12 protein-coding genes are annotated in these 15,868 nt (G+C 62.4%); 7 read left to right on the forward strand and 5 right to left on the reverse strand.

What is annotated here, in order from left to right:
* The first annotated feature begins 18 nt into the window (after positions 1-18).
* From TX78_RS06895 to TX78_RS06925, 6 genes are all read left to right on the forward strand, one after another.
* Positions 19-1,224 (forward strand): MFS transporter, encoded by a 1,206-nt coding sequence (locus tag TX78_RS06895; protein ID WP_158644311.1) that lies wholly within the window; start codon positions 19-21, stop codon positions 1,222-1,224.
* Between the two features lie 119 nt (positions 1,225-1,343).
* Complete coding sequence (locus TX78_RS06900; RefSeq protein WP_407635380.1) at positions 1,344-1,568, forward strand: helix-turn-helix transcriptional regulator; 225 nt, start codon at positions 1,344-1,346, stop codon at positions 1,566-1,568.
* Positions 1,565-2,098 (forward strand): hypothetical protein, encoded by a 534-nt coding sequence (locus tag TX78_RS06905; RefSeq protein WP_044494855.1) that lies wholly within the window; start codon positions 1,565-1,567, stop codon positions 2,096-2,098. Before TX78_RS06900 ends, TX78_RS06905 begins: the two co-directional genes overlap by 4 nt.
* Before the next feature lie 354 nt (positions 2,099-2,452).
* Positions 2,453-3,499, forward strand: coding sequence for a lipoate--protein ligase family protein (locus tag TX78_RS06910; RefSeq protein WP_044495008.1), 1,047 nt, complete (start codon positions 2,453-2,455; stop codon positions 3,497-3,499).
* Between the two features lie 520 nt (positions 3,500-4,019).
* Positions 4,020-5,009 (forward strand): aldo/keto reductase, encoded by a 990-nt coding sequence (locus TX78_RS06920; protein WP_044494857.1) that lies wholly within the window; start codon positions 4,020-4,022, stop codon positions 5,007-5,009.
* A gap of 35 nt (positions 5,010-5,044) precedes the next feature.
* Positions 5,045-5,800, forward strand: coding sequence for an SOS response-associated peptidase (locus tag TX78_RS06925; RefSeq protein ID WP_081652630.1), 756 nt, complete (start codon positions 5,045-5,047; stop codon positions 5,798-5,800).
* 10 nt (positions 5,801-5,810) lie between these two features.
* On the opposite strand, the gene TX78_RS06930 is transcribed toward TX78_RS06925, so the two are convergent.
* From TX78_RS06930 to TX78_RS06945, 4 genes are read right to left on the reverse strand one after another with little or no spacing between them, the layout of a single operon-like run.
* Entirely contained in the window at positions 5,811-7,286 is a 1,476-nt protein-coding gene (locus TX78_RS06930) for an NCS2 family permease (RefSeq protein WP_044494859.1), read from the reverse strand.
* Positions 7,287-7,335: 49 nt separating this feature from the next.
* A complete protein-coding gene (locus TX78_RS06935) occupies positions 7,336-8,271 on the reverse strand; it encodes a MaoC/PaaZ C-terminal domain-containing protein (RefSeq protein WP_044494860.1) in 936 nt (311 codons plus the stop codon).
* A 5-nt stretch (positions 8,272-8,276) separates the two neighbouring features.
* The gene (locus tag TX78_RS06940) at positions 8,277-9,653 is read right to left on the reverse strand and encodes a 3-oxoacyl-ACP reductase (protein ID WP_044494861.1); all 1,377 of its coding nucleotides are present in this window, start codon (positions 9,651-9,653) and stop codon (positions 8,277-8,279) included.
* A 2-nt stretch (positions 9,654-9,655) separates the two neighbouring features.
* The gene (locus TX78_RS06945) at positions 9,656-10,951 is read right to left on the reverse strand and encodes an acetyl-CoA C-acetyltransferase (RefSeq protein WP_044494862.1); all 1,296 of its coding nucleotides are present in this window, start codon (positions 10,949-10,951) and stop codon (positions 9,656-9,658) included.
* Between the two features lie 165 nt (positions 10,952-11,116).
* Between TX78_RS06945 and TX78_RS06950 the strand changes: the two genes are divergently transcribed.
* Entirely contained in the window at positions 11,117-13,183 is a 2,067-nt protein-coding gene (locus tag TX78_RS06950) for an acyl-CoA dehydrogenase family protein (RefSeq protein WP_049897590.1), read from the forward strand.
* A gap of 136 nt (positions 13,184-13,319) precedes the next feature.
* Here TX78_RS06950 and pepN read toward each other — a convergent pair.
* A partial coding sequence (gene pepN, locus TX78_RS06955; RefSeq protein ID WP_044494863.1) for an aminopeptidase N occupies positions 13,320-15,868 on the reverse strand: 2,549 nt, incomplete at its 5' end.

The raw sequence follows: 15,868 nt of genomic DNA on the forward strand, positions 1-15,868 counted from the left end.
TGAAGGATTGGTCGTCACGTGTTGACTGGCGCCTTCGACGGCGCGGCCGCCAGGTATCCTCGCCGGTCTCGCATTGCAGCCACGCTCGCCTTTGCGACCAATGGCGCACTGCCTGCTTCTCTGCTGGCCCGCTATGCCGAGGTCAAGGAGCTCCTTGGGGTAGACGCCGCCTTCTTCGGTCTAGTTGTCGCCGGCTATTCCTTGGGCGGTATGGTCACACTGCACCTACCGGGCGTGGTCTCCCGCTGGATCGGCGTCCCGAGATCGGCCGGACTAGGCACGGTGTGGATTGGATTGGCCCTGATACTGGCCGCCTGGGGCGCCACAGTGGGCAGCCCATGGGTTGTGCTGATTGGCCTTGCCCTGGCGGGAGCTGGCGATGCCGTGGTGGACGTGGCGCAGAACTCGCAGGGTATTCGGGTGCAAGAGGCCTATGGCAGGTCGCTGCTGAACTCTATGCATGCCGGCTGGAGCATCGGTGCCGCGGCCGGCGGTGCCGTGGGCACTCTTGCTGCTGTGGCGGGCCTTCCCCTGATGATTCACATGAGCATCTGGGCGGCCCTCTGCATGGCGAGCATGCTGCTAGCAGCACGCGCATTCCTGCCGGAGAAGACCGCAGTGCCGCTGCACCAGGATGCTCCAACTCCGCCTCGCATCGGCAGAACTCGCATGACTGTCATACTGCTGCCGCTGGCCTTGGTGGCCCTGGCCGGCATTTCGGTGGAGGACGCCGGAGCCAATTGGTCTGCAGTGCTCCTTGCCAGTGAGCGCGATCTGCCTGCGGCATCGGCTGGAATCGGCCTCAGTGTGCTGCTCGGCGCGCAGTTCATTGGGCGTCTGCTCGGGGACAGAGTCATCGATACTCTAGGCCGACACAGAACACTGCTACTGAGCCTGACTGCCATCATTGCGGGACTTCTGGGTGCGGCCTGGGCTCCAACAGTGGCTCTTACTTTGGCAGGACTGGCGCTGGCCGGGCTGGGAAGTGCAGTCACGGTGCCCATTGCTTTCGCAGACGCAGATGCGGTACCCGGCCTCCCCGCGCACAGCGGGGTGACCTGGATCAGTTGGGCCATGCGCACGGCAGCGATTGGACTCAGCCCGCTCATCGGGGCCAGCAGTGCAGTGTTCTCCCTGCCAGTGGCATTGACCGGACTGACGCTTATCGCCTTGATTGCCCTGGTGCTGCAGCTGTGGCGCGGGTTTCAGCCGTCGAGCCGGTGAAACCCCAAGAACGGAGCTCCGCGCTTCTTAAGGTGAATGTCAACTCCACTTGACACTGCATGTCAAGGATCCTTAACCTTGTTCATGTACATGATCTTTGACATTCAGGAGCTGCTCTCGTGACACCGGAATCTCCCCCGATGACTGTGGGTGTGCGCGAACGCCGTAAAAGCTTGGGACTGACACAGGCACAGCTGGCCGAGGCCATCGGCGTCTCCCGGCAAACCATCATCTCCATCGAACGCAGCGACTACGCCCCCAGTGTGTATCTGGCACTGCGGCTGGCGGTACGCCTGAACTCCACTGTTGAACAACTTTTCCCGCTTGAAGGAGAAAGCCGATGACCAACTCACCATTGATGCGCGCCGCCTATGCCCTCACCGGTCTCACTGATCCCTCCATGGGAGACGAACGCGAGCAAGCCGTTATTCTGCGCGCCTACGCCTTTGCCATGGTGTTGGCAATGTCGCTGGGATTCGCCACCTCGATCCTCTTCGCGGTGTTCGGACTCGGACTGTGGTCCATGGCCCCACTGATGATCGTGGGCATCCCCTCTTGGGCCACAATCTGGTTCGCTGCCCGGGAGGGTGTGGATCTCGTCGCACTCCTGGACCGCGCGGGGAAGAAACGCATGACCCTGGTATGGGCGGGCACTATTGGATACCTGTTGCTGTGGTGCGGCGCCCTGGCATTCCACATCCTCACCGGCAATCCGCTGATCTCCGTAGATTTTGACTTCGGTGGTGACCCCGGCTCTGAGCCGGTAATCGGGGGCGTCATCGGCGGGACTGTGGGCCTGCTGGCCGCGGTGATCGCACTGAAGCTCAAGTCACGCACTACGCAGCGGCGTCTCGCGGCAGAAGACGCGGACTGAAGCTCTCAGCCAGGTCCCGTCGCCTGACCGCCCACGCACCCTAGTGGAAGGCAGCTGTGAAAGCCCGTATTCGCCGCAATGTCAATCTGGTATCACCGTTCTTTGCCGCGCTAGCCCGAGCACGCAATGCTCACGTTTTCCATCCCCACGGAGTCTTGCTGCACCCCGACTCTGATACTGCGGGAAGGCCCCATGCAACAGCCCAACAGTTCAGCGGCTGTCACCGCACTCGGCGGACCAGCCCAGCACCCCGTCGTCGTACGTCTGTCCAAAGCTGTCGGCCCCCGGGACCTGGCCGCGGAGCAACTGATCTGCCTGCGGAAGCAAATCCCGCTGCGAAGCGTTGAGGCAATTGTGCACGGAGAATTCAAAGTACCCCAGGGCAAGCTCGTGGTCGCAGACCTCGAGGTCACCGACGGCAAACTCGCAAATATTCGACTCTCTGGAGACTTCTTCCTAGAACCAGAGGACGCCCTGGGACGAATGTCAGACGCACTGGAAGGGCTCCCAGCGGATGCTCCGGTCCGCGTGTATGAAGACGCTGTGGAACGGGCCCGGCAGGACGCTGTGATGGTGGGCTTCGATCCGCACTCCATAGTGATCACCGTTCTGCGCGCCCTGGGCCGCAGCTCCAGCTGGGCAGACCATCAGTTCGAGCTCTTGGACACGGGCCTGCAGCATCCGGCCATGCAGATGGCTCTGGATGAAGTCATCACTCGACAGGTAGGCGACGGTCAGCGGCCGCCCACACTCCGGGTCTGGGAATGGGCCTCCAACGCGGTGATAATCGGTTCATTCCAGTCGCTGTCCAATGAAGTGGATCTGGAGGCAGCAGCGCGTCACGACACCACTGTGGTGCGCAGGATCTCCGGTGGCGGAGCGATGTTCGTGGAACCGGGAAACACCATCACCTATTCGCTGTATGTGCCGGCCACACTGGTGGAGGGGATGAGCTTTGTTGAGTCCTATGCCTTCCTCGACGCCTGGGTCATCCGGGCGTTACGAGAACTCGGGGTGGAGGCCTCCTATGTGCCCATCAATGACATTGTGTCTCCCGGCGGCAAGATCGGCGGGGCCGCGCAGAAGCGGGTCAGCAATGGCGCAGTGCTGCATCACGTGACGATGTCCTATGACATGGATGCCTCGAAGATGATGGACATCCTGCGGATTGGCCGTGAGAAGCTCTCTGACAAAGGCCATATCAGCGCGGGCAAACGGGTGGATCCACTGCGTTCCCAGACCGGGCTCTCCCGGGCAGAAGTGGTGGACGCTATGCTGCAGTCCTTCAAGTCCAGCTACGGCTTCAGCCGGGTTGCGCTCGATGAGTCCACCCGGCAGGCCGCCGAGGAACTTGCCCGCAGCAAATATGAGGACCCTGCCTGGCTCAACCGAGTGCCATAGCGAGATGCCGGTTAGTGTCGTCGTCCGGGCCATTAGGACAACAGGCTCAGGCCGCCCACCAACCGCTCCACATACTTGCGCGGCCCCACCAGACTTGTCGCTGGTCGCCACCAACTTCGCTGCAGATTCCACCAACTACTTCCGGTGGATCTATCACGGCCTAGTGGCACGTTTTCTCACCACGGGCACCGAAGGAGGGCGAAGACTCAGCCATTTCATCACGAGCGCACCTGGAACCACGTGGGTCTCTGGAGAGTTCTACGGATCAAACCTCAAACCTGCGCGCACAAACCCTGCGGCCTACGAGTCGAGCATTGTGCAGGAGCACTGGAGGCAGAGCGCAGCAATGCTGGGCGTTGAATGGTGATGTGAAGCGACAGGAAGATTCCTCGGGAGGAGCCCCAGCGGACACCGGTGAGGAGGACTGACGTTGCCGCTTCACTCCGCGCAGCGGATTCGGCCCGGCGTACACTGTGGTGTGCCGCATATAGTGCGGCGCCCGTCACACGAAGGAGCAGCTGTGGAGCACCGAACCCTGGGAAGAACTGGCCGTGAAGTGTCAATTATCGGCTTGGGAACCTGGCAGCTCGGCGCCGACTGGGGTGATGTCTCAGAAGCTGAGGGCCTGAGCGTCTTGGACGCCGCCGCGGCGACAGGTGTCACCTTCTTTGACACCGCCGATGTATACGGCGATGGCCGCAGCGAGACGCTCATCGGGCAATGGCTGCGGAATAATCCCGAATGGAACGGGACTGTGGCCACCAAGATGATTCGCCGGGCCGCGCAACCCTCGCTGGAGTACGCCACCGCCCAGAACTTTCGGGACTGGACGGACCGTTCCCGGAAGAACCTCGGCGTCGACACCCTGGATCTGGTCCAGCTGCACTGCCCCACCGACGATGTCTACACCTCCGGCGCAGTCTTTGATGCCCTCGATGATCTAGTCGAAGCAGGCGCCATCGCCTCCTACGGGGTCAGCGTCGAGACATGCGAGCAGGCCCTGCGTGCCATTGCACGCCCACACGTAGCCACTGTGCAGATCATTCTCAATGCGTTCCGGCAGAAACCTCTGGAGCAGGTGCTCCCAGCAGCTTCCGAGGCCGGGATGGGCATCATCGCCAGGGTGCCGCTGGCCTCCGGGCTGCTCTCAGGGCGCTATACCGAGCAGACGACCTTCGCGCAGAACGATCACCGGACCTACAACCGAACTGGTGAAGCTTTTGATGTGGGCGAGACCTTCTCAGGTGTGGATTTCAGCACTGGAGTTCAGGCCGCAGCACGTTTCTCCGCCGCTGCCCAAGCTGCAGGCTACGAGCCCGCCGCCGCAGCGCTGGCCTGGGTGGCTCAGCAGCCCGGCGTGACCACGGTGATCCCCGGGGCGCGCAATACTCAGCAGGCCGAGGCCAATGCGGCGGCCGGTCAGCTACCTCGCCTGGATGAGGAGTTCCTCAGCGCTGTGCAGAGCATTTACGACGATGCCATCCGTCCGCTGGTTCACCATCGCTGGTGAGACCCGGCTGACTCTGTAGGGAACGAGCTGAAGCAATGTGTGGACGCTATGTCATGGCCAGGGCCACCGGGGATCTGGCCGCCGAGCTTGAACTGACCAGCCAGCCCGAGTTCGACTTCGGTCCGCACTGGAATATTGCCCCGACAACTGCCGTGCCGATCCTGCTGGAACGCACAGACCAGGGCCAGCAACTGAGGGAACTCCATTTGGCACGCTGGGGTCTACTCCCCCGCTGGGCCAAAGACCTTTCCTTCAGTGCGCGCACGTTCAATGCGCGATCAGAGACGGTGACGCAGAAGCCCGCGTTCCGTGACGCTGTCACCCGCAGGCGCGCCGTCGTCCCCGTGGAGAGCTACTACGAATGGCGCACGGAGACCGACGGGGACGGCAAGGCTCGCAAACGCCCCTTTGCGGTGCGCCCGGCGGATGGCTCCCTGATGCTCTTTGCCGGCCTCTACGAGTGGTGGAAGGACCCTGCAGCCGGACCGGATCAGAACCCTTGGCTGCTCTCCACCACCATCCTCACCACCAGCGCCCCGCAGGGCACCAACGGCCCCCTGAACGCCCTGCAGCAACTGCATGATCGCACTCCCCTGGCGCTCTCCTGGGAGGACGCTCGTGCCTGGATGAATCCGGCAACTCTAGACCGCGCCGTCGTGGAGACGCTGCTCGAGGAGATGCAGGACCGGCTCCCTGCTGTGACCGCAGGCTGGGAGATCTATGAAGTCTCTGCCGCGGTGGGCAACGTCCGCAATAACGACGCCGCGCTGGCGGTTCCACTGACTAGCTAAACAGGGCTATTCAGCTCACGCCGAGAGCATCTTGGATAGGTCCAGAGATGAAGTACAAGATGAACATTGCTGCAGTGACATACATCAAGGGGTGAACCTCGCGGAACTTACCGCGCAGGACCTTGATGATCACGTAGGTGATAAAGCCGGCGCCGATTCCGTTGGTGATGGAGTAGCTGAAGGGCATAATCACCACGGTCATGAACGCCGGAATAGCGATCTCGACGTCCTTCCAGTCAATGCGCACAATCTGCTGCATCATCAGGAAGCCCACCAGTACCAGGGTGGCCGAGGCAGCCTCAGTGGGGATCACCGCTGCCAGCGGCGCCAGCACAATGGTGGCAAGGAAGAGCAGGCCAGTGACAACGTTAGCCAGACCGGTGCGCGCGCCGTCGCCCACACCCACGGTGGATTCGATGAAGCCAGAGTTCACTGAGGTCGATCCCATGCCGCCACCGATGGTCCCAAGTGCATCGGAGACCATGATGCGTTTGGAATGCGGGATATCGCCATGCTCATCTTTGATGTTGCCGGCGTTGGAGACGCCCACCATGGTGCCCAGCAGGTCAAAGAAGTTGGCCAACAGCAGAGTGAACACCAGAAGCGTGGCGGCCACCAGACCAATGGACTCCCATGATCCGAGCAGGTTGAACTGCCCCAGCAACGAGAGATCCGGCAGGGTGAACCACTCCTGGTCCAACGTGGGGACCGTCAAGTCCCAGCCGTAGGGTTGGTCCTCACTGGCCGGTCCCACCCGGAGGATGGACTCAATGGTGATGGCCAGGACTGTGGCTCCGACGATTGAGTACAGGATGGCGCCGCGGACGTTGGCCGACCACATGACGAACAGCGCAAAAAGTGCCACAAGGAAGATCAGCAGCGGCCATCCGAAGACGAAGCCGTCCACGCCCAGTTCCAGGCCAGCACCGCCGGAGTTCTGGATGAAGCCTGCGTTCATCATGCCGATCAGCGCGATGAACAAGCCGATGCCCACACTGATCGCGATCTTCAGCGGACTTGGCACGGCATTAAAGATGGCGGAGCGGAACCCAGTGAGCACAAGCACCAGCAGGATCACACCCTCGATAACCACCAGACCCATGGCATCGGCCCAGGTCATTCCCGGCAGCACCACGATGCCGTAGGTAATAAATGCTGAAAGGCCCAGTGAGGATGAGACAGCCATCGGGAACTTGCCCACCACACCCATCAGGATGGTGAGCACACCGGAAATCAGCGACGTGGCCGCAGCGACGGCGGGGAGGTTCGGCTCCGTGCCTCCGCCAAGATAGTGCCCTGTGGAGTCTGCAGCAGCGCCGATAATCAGCGGGTTGAGCACAATGATGTAGGACATGGCCAGGAATGTAGCCAGACCACCACGAACTTCACGGCCCACACTGGAGCCCCGCTCGCTGATGTGGAAGTAACGGTCGACGGCGCTGATAGTGTTCCCGTCCTTGACGGGCTGCTGCTTGTCTTCACTCACGACATGGCACTCTATCGCGGCTTACCGCGCCGCCGACAGTGATGACGAATCAGATGATCAGTTCACCAGTGAAGTGCCGCCGCACCTTGCGCGGGTTCCAGCCGGTGAACCGTATGGTGTGGTCATCCACTTCCTCAGCGGCGAAGGCCACAGTGGCAGGCAGCGTGACCGGTGCCTCAAAATGGATGCTCCAGCGGTGTCCTGCCTGTTCCGGCTCGCGCCCCTCGAGCATCCGGCCAGCGGAGTACATTCCGTGCACAATGGCACTGGGCATTCCAAGGGCCTTAGCACCAAGGCTGGACACATGGATGGGGTTGTAGTCCCCGGAGACCGCCGCATAGGCACGTCCGGCATCAGTCCCGAGCTTCCAGGACGCAGTCTTAGTAGGCGGCACGAAAGCCGGACCCTGCTCATCATTCCTGTCAGGTTTGCCCGCCAAATAGGTTCCGCGGTTCAGATATGTGGACACGCTGCTCCACAGCGGCTGCGTACCTCCATCAGCGGTGACATCGACATCCGCGGAGAAAATCTCCACCACGATGTCCACCTGGGTCCCTCGGCGATGTGCACGCAGATTCTCCGCGCGCGCCAGAATCTGCAGGGCCTCTTCAGCGCCGATCGGCTGGTGATGCTCCACCTGGTTCGACAAATGAACCATGCCCATCAGCTGCAGCGGGAAATCATCCTGGCTCATCAGCGCCATCTGAACCGGGAAGGCCGCGATGTGCACCAGCACCGAAGGCAGCGAACGGCGGTGCACGCCGTCGAAGACCTCGCCGCCAAAGAGCGCCCGGTACTGCTCAACCTGTTCGAGGGTGATCCCAGGGTGGCTAGCAAGCACCGGCGCTTGCGGCAGAACTCTTAAGTTCCCGCTGGAGCTGATGGTATTGCGCGCAGCATCCAGTGCCGCACCGAGGTAGAGCCGCGAGAGCTTCGGCGTACGAATGCGCCGGGGTTCTTCGAAGGAGGTGGCAGCTGGTGTCATACCCCTCACGCTCCTACCAGGTTCTGTCCGCAGACTCGCAGTGTCAGACCACTGGTCCCACCGGCTGCCGGTGAGGCGAGAAACGCGATCGTCTCGGCCACATCCTCTGGGCGACCGCCCTGGTTCAGCGAATTCAGGCGCCGGGCTACCTCACGGGTGGCGAAAGGTATTTTCGCGGTCATCTCCGTTTCAATAAAACCGGGGGCGACAGCGTTGATCGTGCCATGCCGTGCCTGAAGCTGTGCCGAGGTGGCAGAGACCATACCGATGACGCCGGATTTCGACGCCGCGTAGTTGGTCTGACCGCGGTTGCCCGCGATACCTGAGGTGGAGGCCAGTGACACGATCCTGGGACCCGATGACCCGCCGTCGGGCCCGGTCGGTTCGCTGCGGCTGAAGAACTCAGAGGCAAGAAAAATCTTGTTCATGCGCAGCTGAGATTCGATATTGACCGCGATCACGGACTCCCAGCGGGCCGGGTCCATATTGGCCAGCAGCTTGTCCCGGGTGATTCCGGCGTTGTGCACCACGATGTCAAGCCGCCCGTAGTGCTGCTCGGCGTGATCGAGGATACGCTGTCCGGCGTCGGCGGCGGTGATATCCAGCTGCAGGGCAGTACCAGAGACCTCGTTGGTCACCTGCGCCAGCTGCTCTCCGGCGGCCGGGATGTCCACCGGGATCACCTGGGCACCATCGCGGTGCAGTATGCGTGCGATGGAGGCCCCGATCCCCCGGGCTGCGCCGGTGACCACCGCTACCTGGCCTTCCAGCGGGCGGCTCCAGTCAGCAGGCAGCGAACCGTTCACGCTGGAGACGGTGATGAACTGACCTGAGACAAAGGCAGAACGGCCAGAGAGCAGGAAGCGCAGCGCCCCGGCGACTCCCGGAGCGGCAGCATCCAGGTTCTCCTCCAGAATGATCCCGTTTGCGGTACCACCTGCGCGCATCTCATGGGCGAGCGACCGGGTCAGCCCTTCCACGCCCTTTCGCGCCGCGCGTGCCGCTGGATCCTCAGTTCCTGCGGGATCCCGGTACACGGTAATGACACGGGAGGACGAGCCCAGCTGTTTGAGCAGTCCGCCCAGTTCCAGAGTCACCTGACTGAGATCACCCGGTGTGGCCACCGTGTCGAACACTGCGACCACTGCCGCGATCTTCTCTTTGGCGCCCACATGTCGGCGCACATCCACGTCCCAGCTCAGCAGCTGCTGGGCAATCGCCTCGCTGGCTGCGGAGTCTCCCAGAACCACCACGGTGCCTGGGATCAGCGGCGCCTGCGGGCTGTAGCGGCGCAGCTTGGCCGGCTGGGGCAGGCCCAGCGACTTGGTCAGTCGCTTGCCCAGGGGCGTATTGGCAAACTCTGTGTAGGTGTCTTTAGCCATGCTCACCGTCCCTCAATGATGGCGGTGATGCCCAGACCGCCAGCGGCACAGACGGAGATGAAACCGAGCTTGCCGGGCTTGCCGTGCAGTTGCTTGGCCAAAGTGGCCACGATGCGCCCACCAGTGGCTGCGAACGGGTGGCCGGCGGCGAGCGATGAACCTGCGACATTGAGCTTGGTGCGGTCGATGCTGCCCAGCGGGGCATCCAGGCCGAGCTTCTCGCGGCAGAACTCCTCAGACTCCCAGGCCTTCATCTGGGCCAGCACTGTGGAGGCGAATGCCTCGTGGATCTCGAAGTACTCGAAGTCCTCGAAGGTCAGCCCGTTACGGGTCAGCATGCGGGCTGCTGCATAGGCAGGAGCCATCAGCAGACCTTCGGCGCCGTCGACGAAGTCCACCGCGCCTTCTTCGTAATCCACGAAGTTCGCCAGCTTGGGCAGGTCATGCGCGTCTGCCCATTCCTCGCTGCCCAGCAGAACAGTGGCTGCACCATCTGTCAGCGGGGTGGAGTTGGCTGCCGTCATGGTGGCCTGATCTCCGAGGTCCTTGCCGAAGACCGGGGAGAGCTTGCCCAGTTTCTCCAGGGAGGAATCAGCGCGCATGTTGTTATCGCGGGTTAATCCCTTGAAGGGTGTGACCAGGTCATCGAAGAAGCCCTCGTCATAGGCTTTGGCCAGATTCTTGTGGCTAGCCAGGGCCAGCTCGTCCTGCTCTTGGCGGGTGATGCCCCACTGATGAGCTGTGATCGCCATGTGTTCACCCATAGAAAGGCCGGTGCGGGGCTCATTGACCCCCGGTGCCTGCGGTGCCAGATGGCCGGGGCGGATCTTCGCCAGCGCCTTCAGCCGCTGGCCTACCGAACGGGCGCGATTGGCCTCCATCAGGATGGCGCGCAGCTCATCGGTCACCACGAGAGGAGCGTCCGAGATGGAATCCACCCCGCCTCCGATACCGGATTCGATCTGCCCCAGCTTGACTTTATTGGCCAGCGAACCAATGGCCTCCATACCGGTGGCGCAGGCCATCTGGACGTCGAAAGCTGGGGTGGCGGGATCCAGCGGGGTGCCCAGCACAGACTCGCGGGACAGATTGAAGTTCTTGGAGTGTTTGAGCACTGCACCCGCGGCCACCGTGCCGATGCGTTCGCCCTGCAGACCATAGCGAGCCACAAGACCATTAAGCGCCGAGGTGAGCATGTCCTGGTTGGAAGCCTTCGCATACTTTCCGTGAGCACGGGCGAAGGGGATGCGGTTACCGCCGATGATCACGGCGTTGCGGACGGGAGTTTCAGCAGGCATCAAATGCTCCTTCAGAGGGTCAGCTGCTTTCTTATTACTCACCAGTATCTTAGACTACTTCGTGTTGAACATCACGTTCACTCCAGCACCGAGTGCGGATGCCGCTTTGACCAGCGGTTGGTACCCACTCTGTCATCCCGAACCCTGTAAGACCAGGAGGTCCCATTGGCCGAGCAACTGAACACCGAACCCACCGATATCGTCGCCTCTGTAAATATTGCGGAACTCGAGGAACTCCTGTTGGGCAAGTGGGCCGAGGCTCGCCGCGGATCACGCAAGCTGGTCAAGGACAGTCGCCTGCACAAGATTGAAGGACTGACCAAAGAAGAACACCGTGCTCGGGTCATGGAGCAGTTGCACCTGCTGGCCGAAGCCGGGATGGTCCGCAAACCCTTCCCGGAGGAGTTCGGCGGTGAGCGTGACAACGGCGGCAACATCGCAGCCTTCGAAGAGCTGGTGACCGCCGATCCTTCCCTGCAGATCAAGGCTGGTGTGCACTGGGGACTCTTCGGCTCAGCCGTGCTGCACCTGGGCAGTGCTGAGCATCACCGGCGGTGGCTGCCTGACATCCTGGATCTCACGGTGCCAGGAGCCTTCGCCATGACCGAAGTCGGGCATGGATCCGACGTCGCCTCCATCGGCACCACCGCCACTTACGACGCCGATTCTGAAGCGTTTATCCTGCACTCCCCCTTCCCTGCCGCCACGAAGCGCTACCTGGGAAATGCGGCAAACGATGCCAAGGACGCGGTGGTCTTCGCCCAGCTGATCACCAACGGGGTCAATCATGGAGTGCACTGCTTCTACGTCAACATCCGAGATGATCAGGGCAATCCGCTGCCAGGCATCACCATTACTGACGATGGCCATAAAGGCGGACTCAACGGCGTCGACAACGGACGCTTCACCTTCGACCACGTGGAAGTCCCCCGGACCAATCTGCTTGATCGCTACGGCAGCGTAGAGCCTGACGGCACCTACTCATCCCCCATCGACTCCCCCGGCCGGCGCTTTTTCACGATGCTCGGCACCCTCGTGCAGGGTAGGGTCTCGCTCACCGGCGCATCTGTGGCAGCCAGCAGAATCGCGCTCATCGGCGCCGTTACCTACGGCAACCAGCGTCGTCAGTTCAATGCCGCCTCCAGCACCGAAGAGGAGGTGCTGCTGGACTATCAGCTGCACCAGCGTCGACTGATTCCACGCTTGGCCACTACGCTCGCGGCCGGTTTCGCCCAGGAGAAGCTGCTGGAGAAATTCGACGACGTCTTCTCCGGCCGTGATGATACCGATGCCAACCGGCAGGAGCTGGAAACTCTGGCGGCGGCCATCAAGCCCACGGCCACCTGGCACGCGCTGGATACCATCCAAGAGGCCCGGGAAGCCTGCGGTGGTGCGGGCTTCATCAGCGAGAACCGGTTCACCTCATTGCGGGCAGACCTTGATGTCTATGTGACCTTCGAAGGTGACAACAACGTCCTGCTGCAGCTGGTGGCCAAACGTCTGCTCTCGGACTACGCATCAGAGTTCAAGAACGCCGATGTTGCCGCGCTGGCCAGCTATGTGGCTACCCAGGCAGGGTCAACGGTGATGCACCGGTTCGGTCTGCGGCAGGCTCTGCAGACCGTTCAGGACACCGGTGATGAACGACGCAGCGCCAACTGGTTCAAGCAGACCGAGGTCCAACGGAATCTGCTGACGTCTCGGGTTCGCCAGATGGTGGTGGATGTAGCCAATGAACTTCGCAGCGCGTCCAAACTGCCGCAGGCGGAGCAGGCGAAGGTCTTCAACGAGCACCAGTACGAGCTCATCAATGCCGCCAAAGCTCATGCCGATCTTCTGCTCTGGGAAGCCTTCACCGATGCACTGGATCACATCGAGGATCCCGGCACCAAGCAAGTGATGACCTGGCTGCGCGACATCTACGCGCTGACCACCATCGAACAGACTCTGGACTGGTACTTGGGCAACGGGCGGATCTCGGTCCAGCGCGCACGGACGTTGAGTCCCTACATCAACCGCCTGTTGGCCAGGGTGCGTCCGCATGTGCAGGACGTGGTGGATGCCTTCGGCTACGAGCCCGAGCATATCCGCATGGAGGTCGCCTCAGGAGATGAGCTGATCCGTCAGGAGGAAGCTATGGAGTATTACCGCAAGATGCGCGCCTCCACGGATGCCCCAGTGGATGAAAAAGTCCTGCGCGAACGTGAGAAGGCAACTGCCCGCCGCCGCTGACTTCCGTTTACCATCCACTTTTCGCGCTACCAGCCCGGATTCGTCAGGGTAAAGCGAAAAGTGGATGGTAAAACGGCTGAGTTGGTGCGGAACCGCCGGCATCTGCGGCTGGGCAGCACGCTGCGGCCGAACCCGCTTAGCCGGCGGCAGCCTGGGCGCGCAGCGCCCGCAGCAGATGGTCTCGTTCCTCGATGACAATCCGCCGCAGTGCTGAAGGGGCGTCGTCGTGCAGGTCCAACCACCGCGTAGCCAGCAGCGCCACGGGGTGGCTCTCAGGCTCGGCATCCCCAAGAGCTTCGGAGCCCGGGAAGAGCCCGCGCACCACACGGGTGGCCTGCCCCTGAGTCATCTGCGACCAGATGTCCTGCAGTGCGGTGAAGTACTCCACCACATAATCCCCGGTCAGCGCTGCTCCGGGTGAGGTATCGGCCATGAAACCGTCGACGACGGCGGTGAGGTGGTCATTGGAAAGCTCTTGGCCCTGCTCGTCGGTTCCCGCTAATGCTTGCCGGAAGGCACCCTCTTTCACCTTCGGGTCCGGCTGCGCAGCCAGCGCCAACCGATGGGCGATCTTTGCCCGGGCTGTGGTGCGTGAAGCCAGTTCTGCATCCAGCTGATCCTTCCCGACCCGACCGTGGGCCGAGAGTGCCTGTAGGAAGGCCCAGCGGAGCTCCTCATCAACTGCCAATCCGCTGATCCCATGGTCTGCTGCTCCACCGTCGAGCAGCGAAGCCAGCAGATCAAGCTGCGAATCGTGCCGCCGCGCGATCAGCGCCAGGGTACGGGCAGCCGCGCGCTGGACGTCGCCGCCGTCGACCTCGGTGAGGAACTCGGCCAGCCGGGAGGCGAACTGAGCCTCCAGCGCCGGCCGCGCGTGGGCCGGGGTGAAACGCTCGCACGCCATATTGGCCTGACGCAGCAGAGTGCCGGCTACTGCGACCTCGGGGATCTGCAGTCCCAGTCTGCTCACGGCCTGCACGAACCGTTCGGCGCTGAGCTCAGCATCACGGGTCATCGACCACAGTGAGGCCCACACGGTGGCCCGAGCCAGTGGATCAGCGATCGGGTAGCTCAGCGCGGCAGCCACTGATTCTGCGTCCAGGCTGAGCTTTGCGTACGTTAAGTCCTTCTCATTCGGCAGGATCAGCCGCGGCCGATCGGACTCCGTGAGTCGCAGTGCGGGAACTTCGGTGAGCCCGTCAGGCGCATCACTGGACAGTTCCACCGGCACGCTCTGAGTCATCGCCAATTCGCCGTCGCCGTTGAGCTCATAGAGTCCCACCTCGATGACATGGGGGCGAGCCACCTGCTCACCGGTGGCCGGGTCCAGGCCGGTCTGCCGAATAGCCACACCGCTGTCGGTGAGCTCGGTACTGAGCACCGGAATGCCCGAGGTCTGCAGCCAAGCGGTGGCCCATGCGCGCATATCCTTGCCCGTAACCTCCTCCAGGATGCTCAGGAAATCCTCCAGCTGTGCATTGCCGAAGGCGTGACGGGAGAAATAGCGCCGTGACGCTTCACGGAAATCTTCCCGGCCGGCAAAGGCCGCCAGCTGCTTGAGCACACTGGCCCCTTTGGCGTAGGTGATCCCGTCAAAATTCTGGTCCGCGGCCTCCAGGTCCGGAATATCGGCGACGATGGGATGAGTGGTGGGCAGCTGATCCTGGACGTAGGCCCAGCCTTTGCGGGAATTGGCAAACGCCACCCAAGCGGTGTCGAAGTCGGTGGCGGCATCCACCGCGAAGGTGCCCATATAGTCGGCGAAGGACTCCTTCAGCCACAGATCGTCCCACCAGCGCATGGTCACCAGGTCGCCGAACCACATATGGGCCATCTCATGCAGGATCGTATTGGCCCGCTGCTCATGCTGTGCCTCTGTTGCGGCGGTGTCGAAGACATACGCCTCGGTAAAGGTGACCAGACCCGGGTTCTCCATGGCCCCGAGGTTGTACTCGGGCACAAAGACCTGGTCGTATTTGGCCTCTCCTCCGGGTCCGCGACCCCAGGGATAGCCGTAGGCGAACTCTTCGTGGAAGAACTCCAGGCCCTGCACCGTGATGGTGAGAATCTCCTCGGCATCGAGGTGCTCGGCCAGCGCGGCCCGGCACAGCACTGCGAGGTCAATATCGCGCCATCGCCCGGTCTCCAGGTGGTAGGGGCCCGCCAGCAGCGCGGTGATGTAGGAGCTCATCGGCTCGGTCTCAGCGAAGTCCACCCGGACCAGCCCGACGCCGTCGAGCCCTGCGGCTTCACCGGGCACGTGTTCGCTACTGATCTCCGGTGAATTGGAGCGCAGCTGCCAGCTCTCGGGACCAGTGATCGCGAATCGGAAGCGTGCCTTCAGATCAGGCTGTTCGCACACCGGGAACACTCGGCGAGAATCGGCGGCCTCGAACTGGGTGTAGAGGTAGACCTGACCATCGGAGGGGTCCACGAAACGGTGCAGTCCCTCGCCGGAGCGGGAGTACTTCGAGGTGGACGAGATCTGCACGGTATTGGCGCCGTCGCGGAGACCCGGCAGCAGGATCCGAGCGGCACCGACCGCCTCCTCCAGGGCAATATCCTCGCCGTTGATCTGCAGTGATTCCACCGAAACACCGATGTAATCCAGGAATGGCACACTGCTGGCACCAGCCGCGGCGTCGAAGGATAACTTCACAACGGTGGTCACGCCGAACGTGGTGG

Source organism: Nesterenkonia massiliensis, assembly GCF_000455245.1.
Classification (GTDB): Bacteria; Actinomycetota; Actinomycetes; order Actinomycetales; family Micrococcaceae; genus Nesterenkonia; species Nesterenkonia rhizosphaerae.

Excerpts from the sequence above, each read along its gene's own strand:
- TX78_RS06905 (WP_044494855.1), top strand. The coding sequence starts at position 1,565 with ATGACCAACTCACCATTGATGCGCGCCGCCTATGCCCTCACCGGTCTC.
- TX78_RS06925 (WP_081652630.1), top strand. The coding sequence starts at position 5,045 with ATGTGTGGACGCTATGTCATGGCCAGGGCCACCGGGGATCTGGCCGCC.
- TX78_RS06935 (WP_044494860.1), bottom strand. The coding sequence starts at position 8,271 with ATGACACCAGCTGCCACCTCCTTCGAAGAACCCCGGCGCATTCGTACG.
- TX78_RS06940 (WP_044494861.1), bottom strand. The coding sequence starts at position 9,653 with ATGGCTAAAGACACCTACACAGAGTTTGCCAATACGCCCCTGGGCAAG.
- TX78_RS06945 (WP_044494862.1), bottom strand. The coding sequence starts at position 10,951 with ATGCCTGCTGAAACTCCCGTCCGCAACGCCGTGATCATCGGCGGTAAC.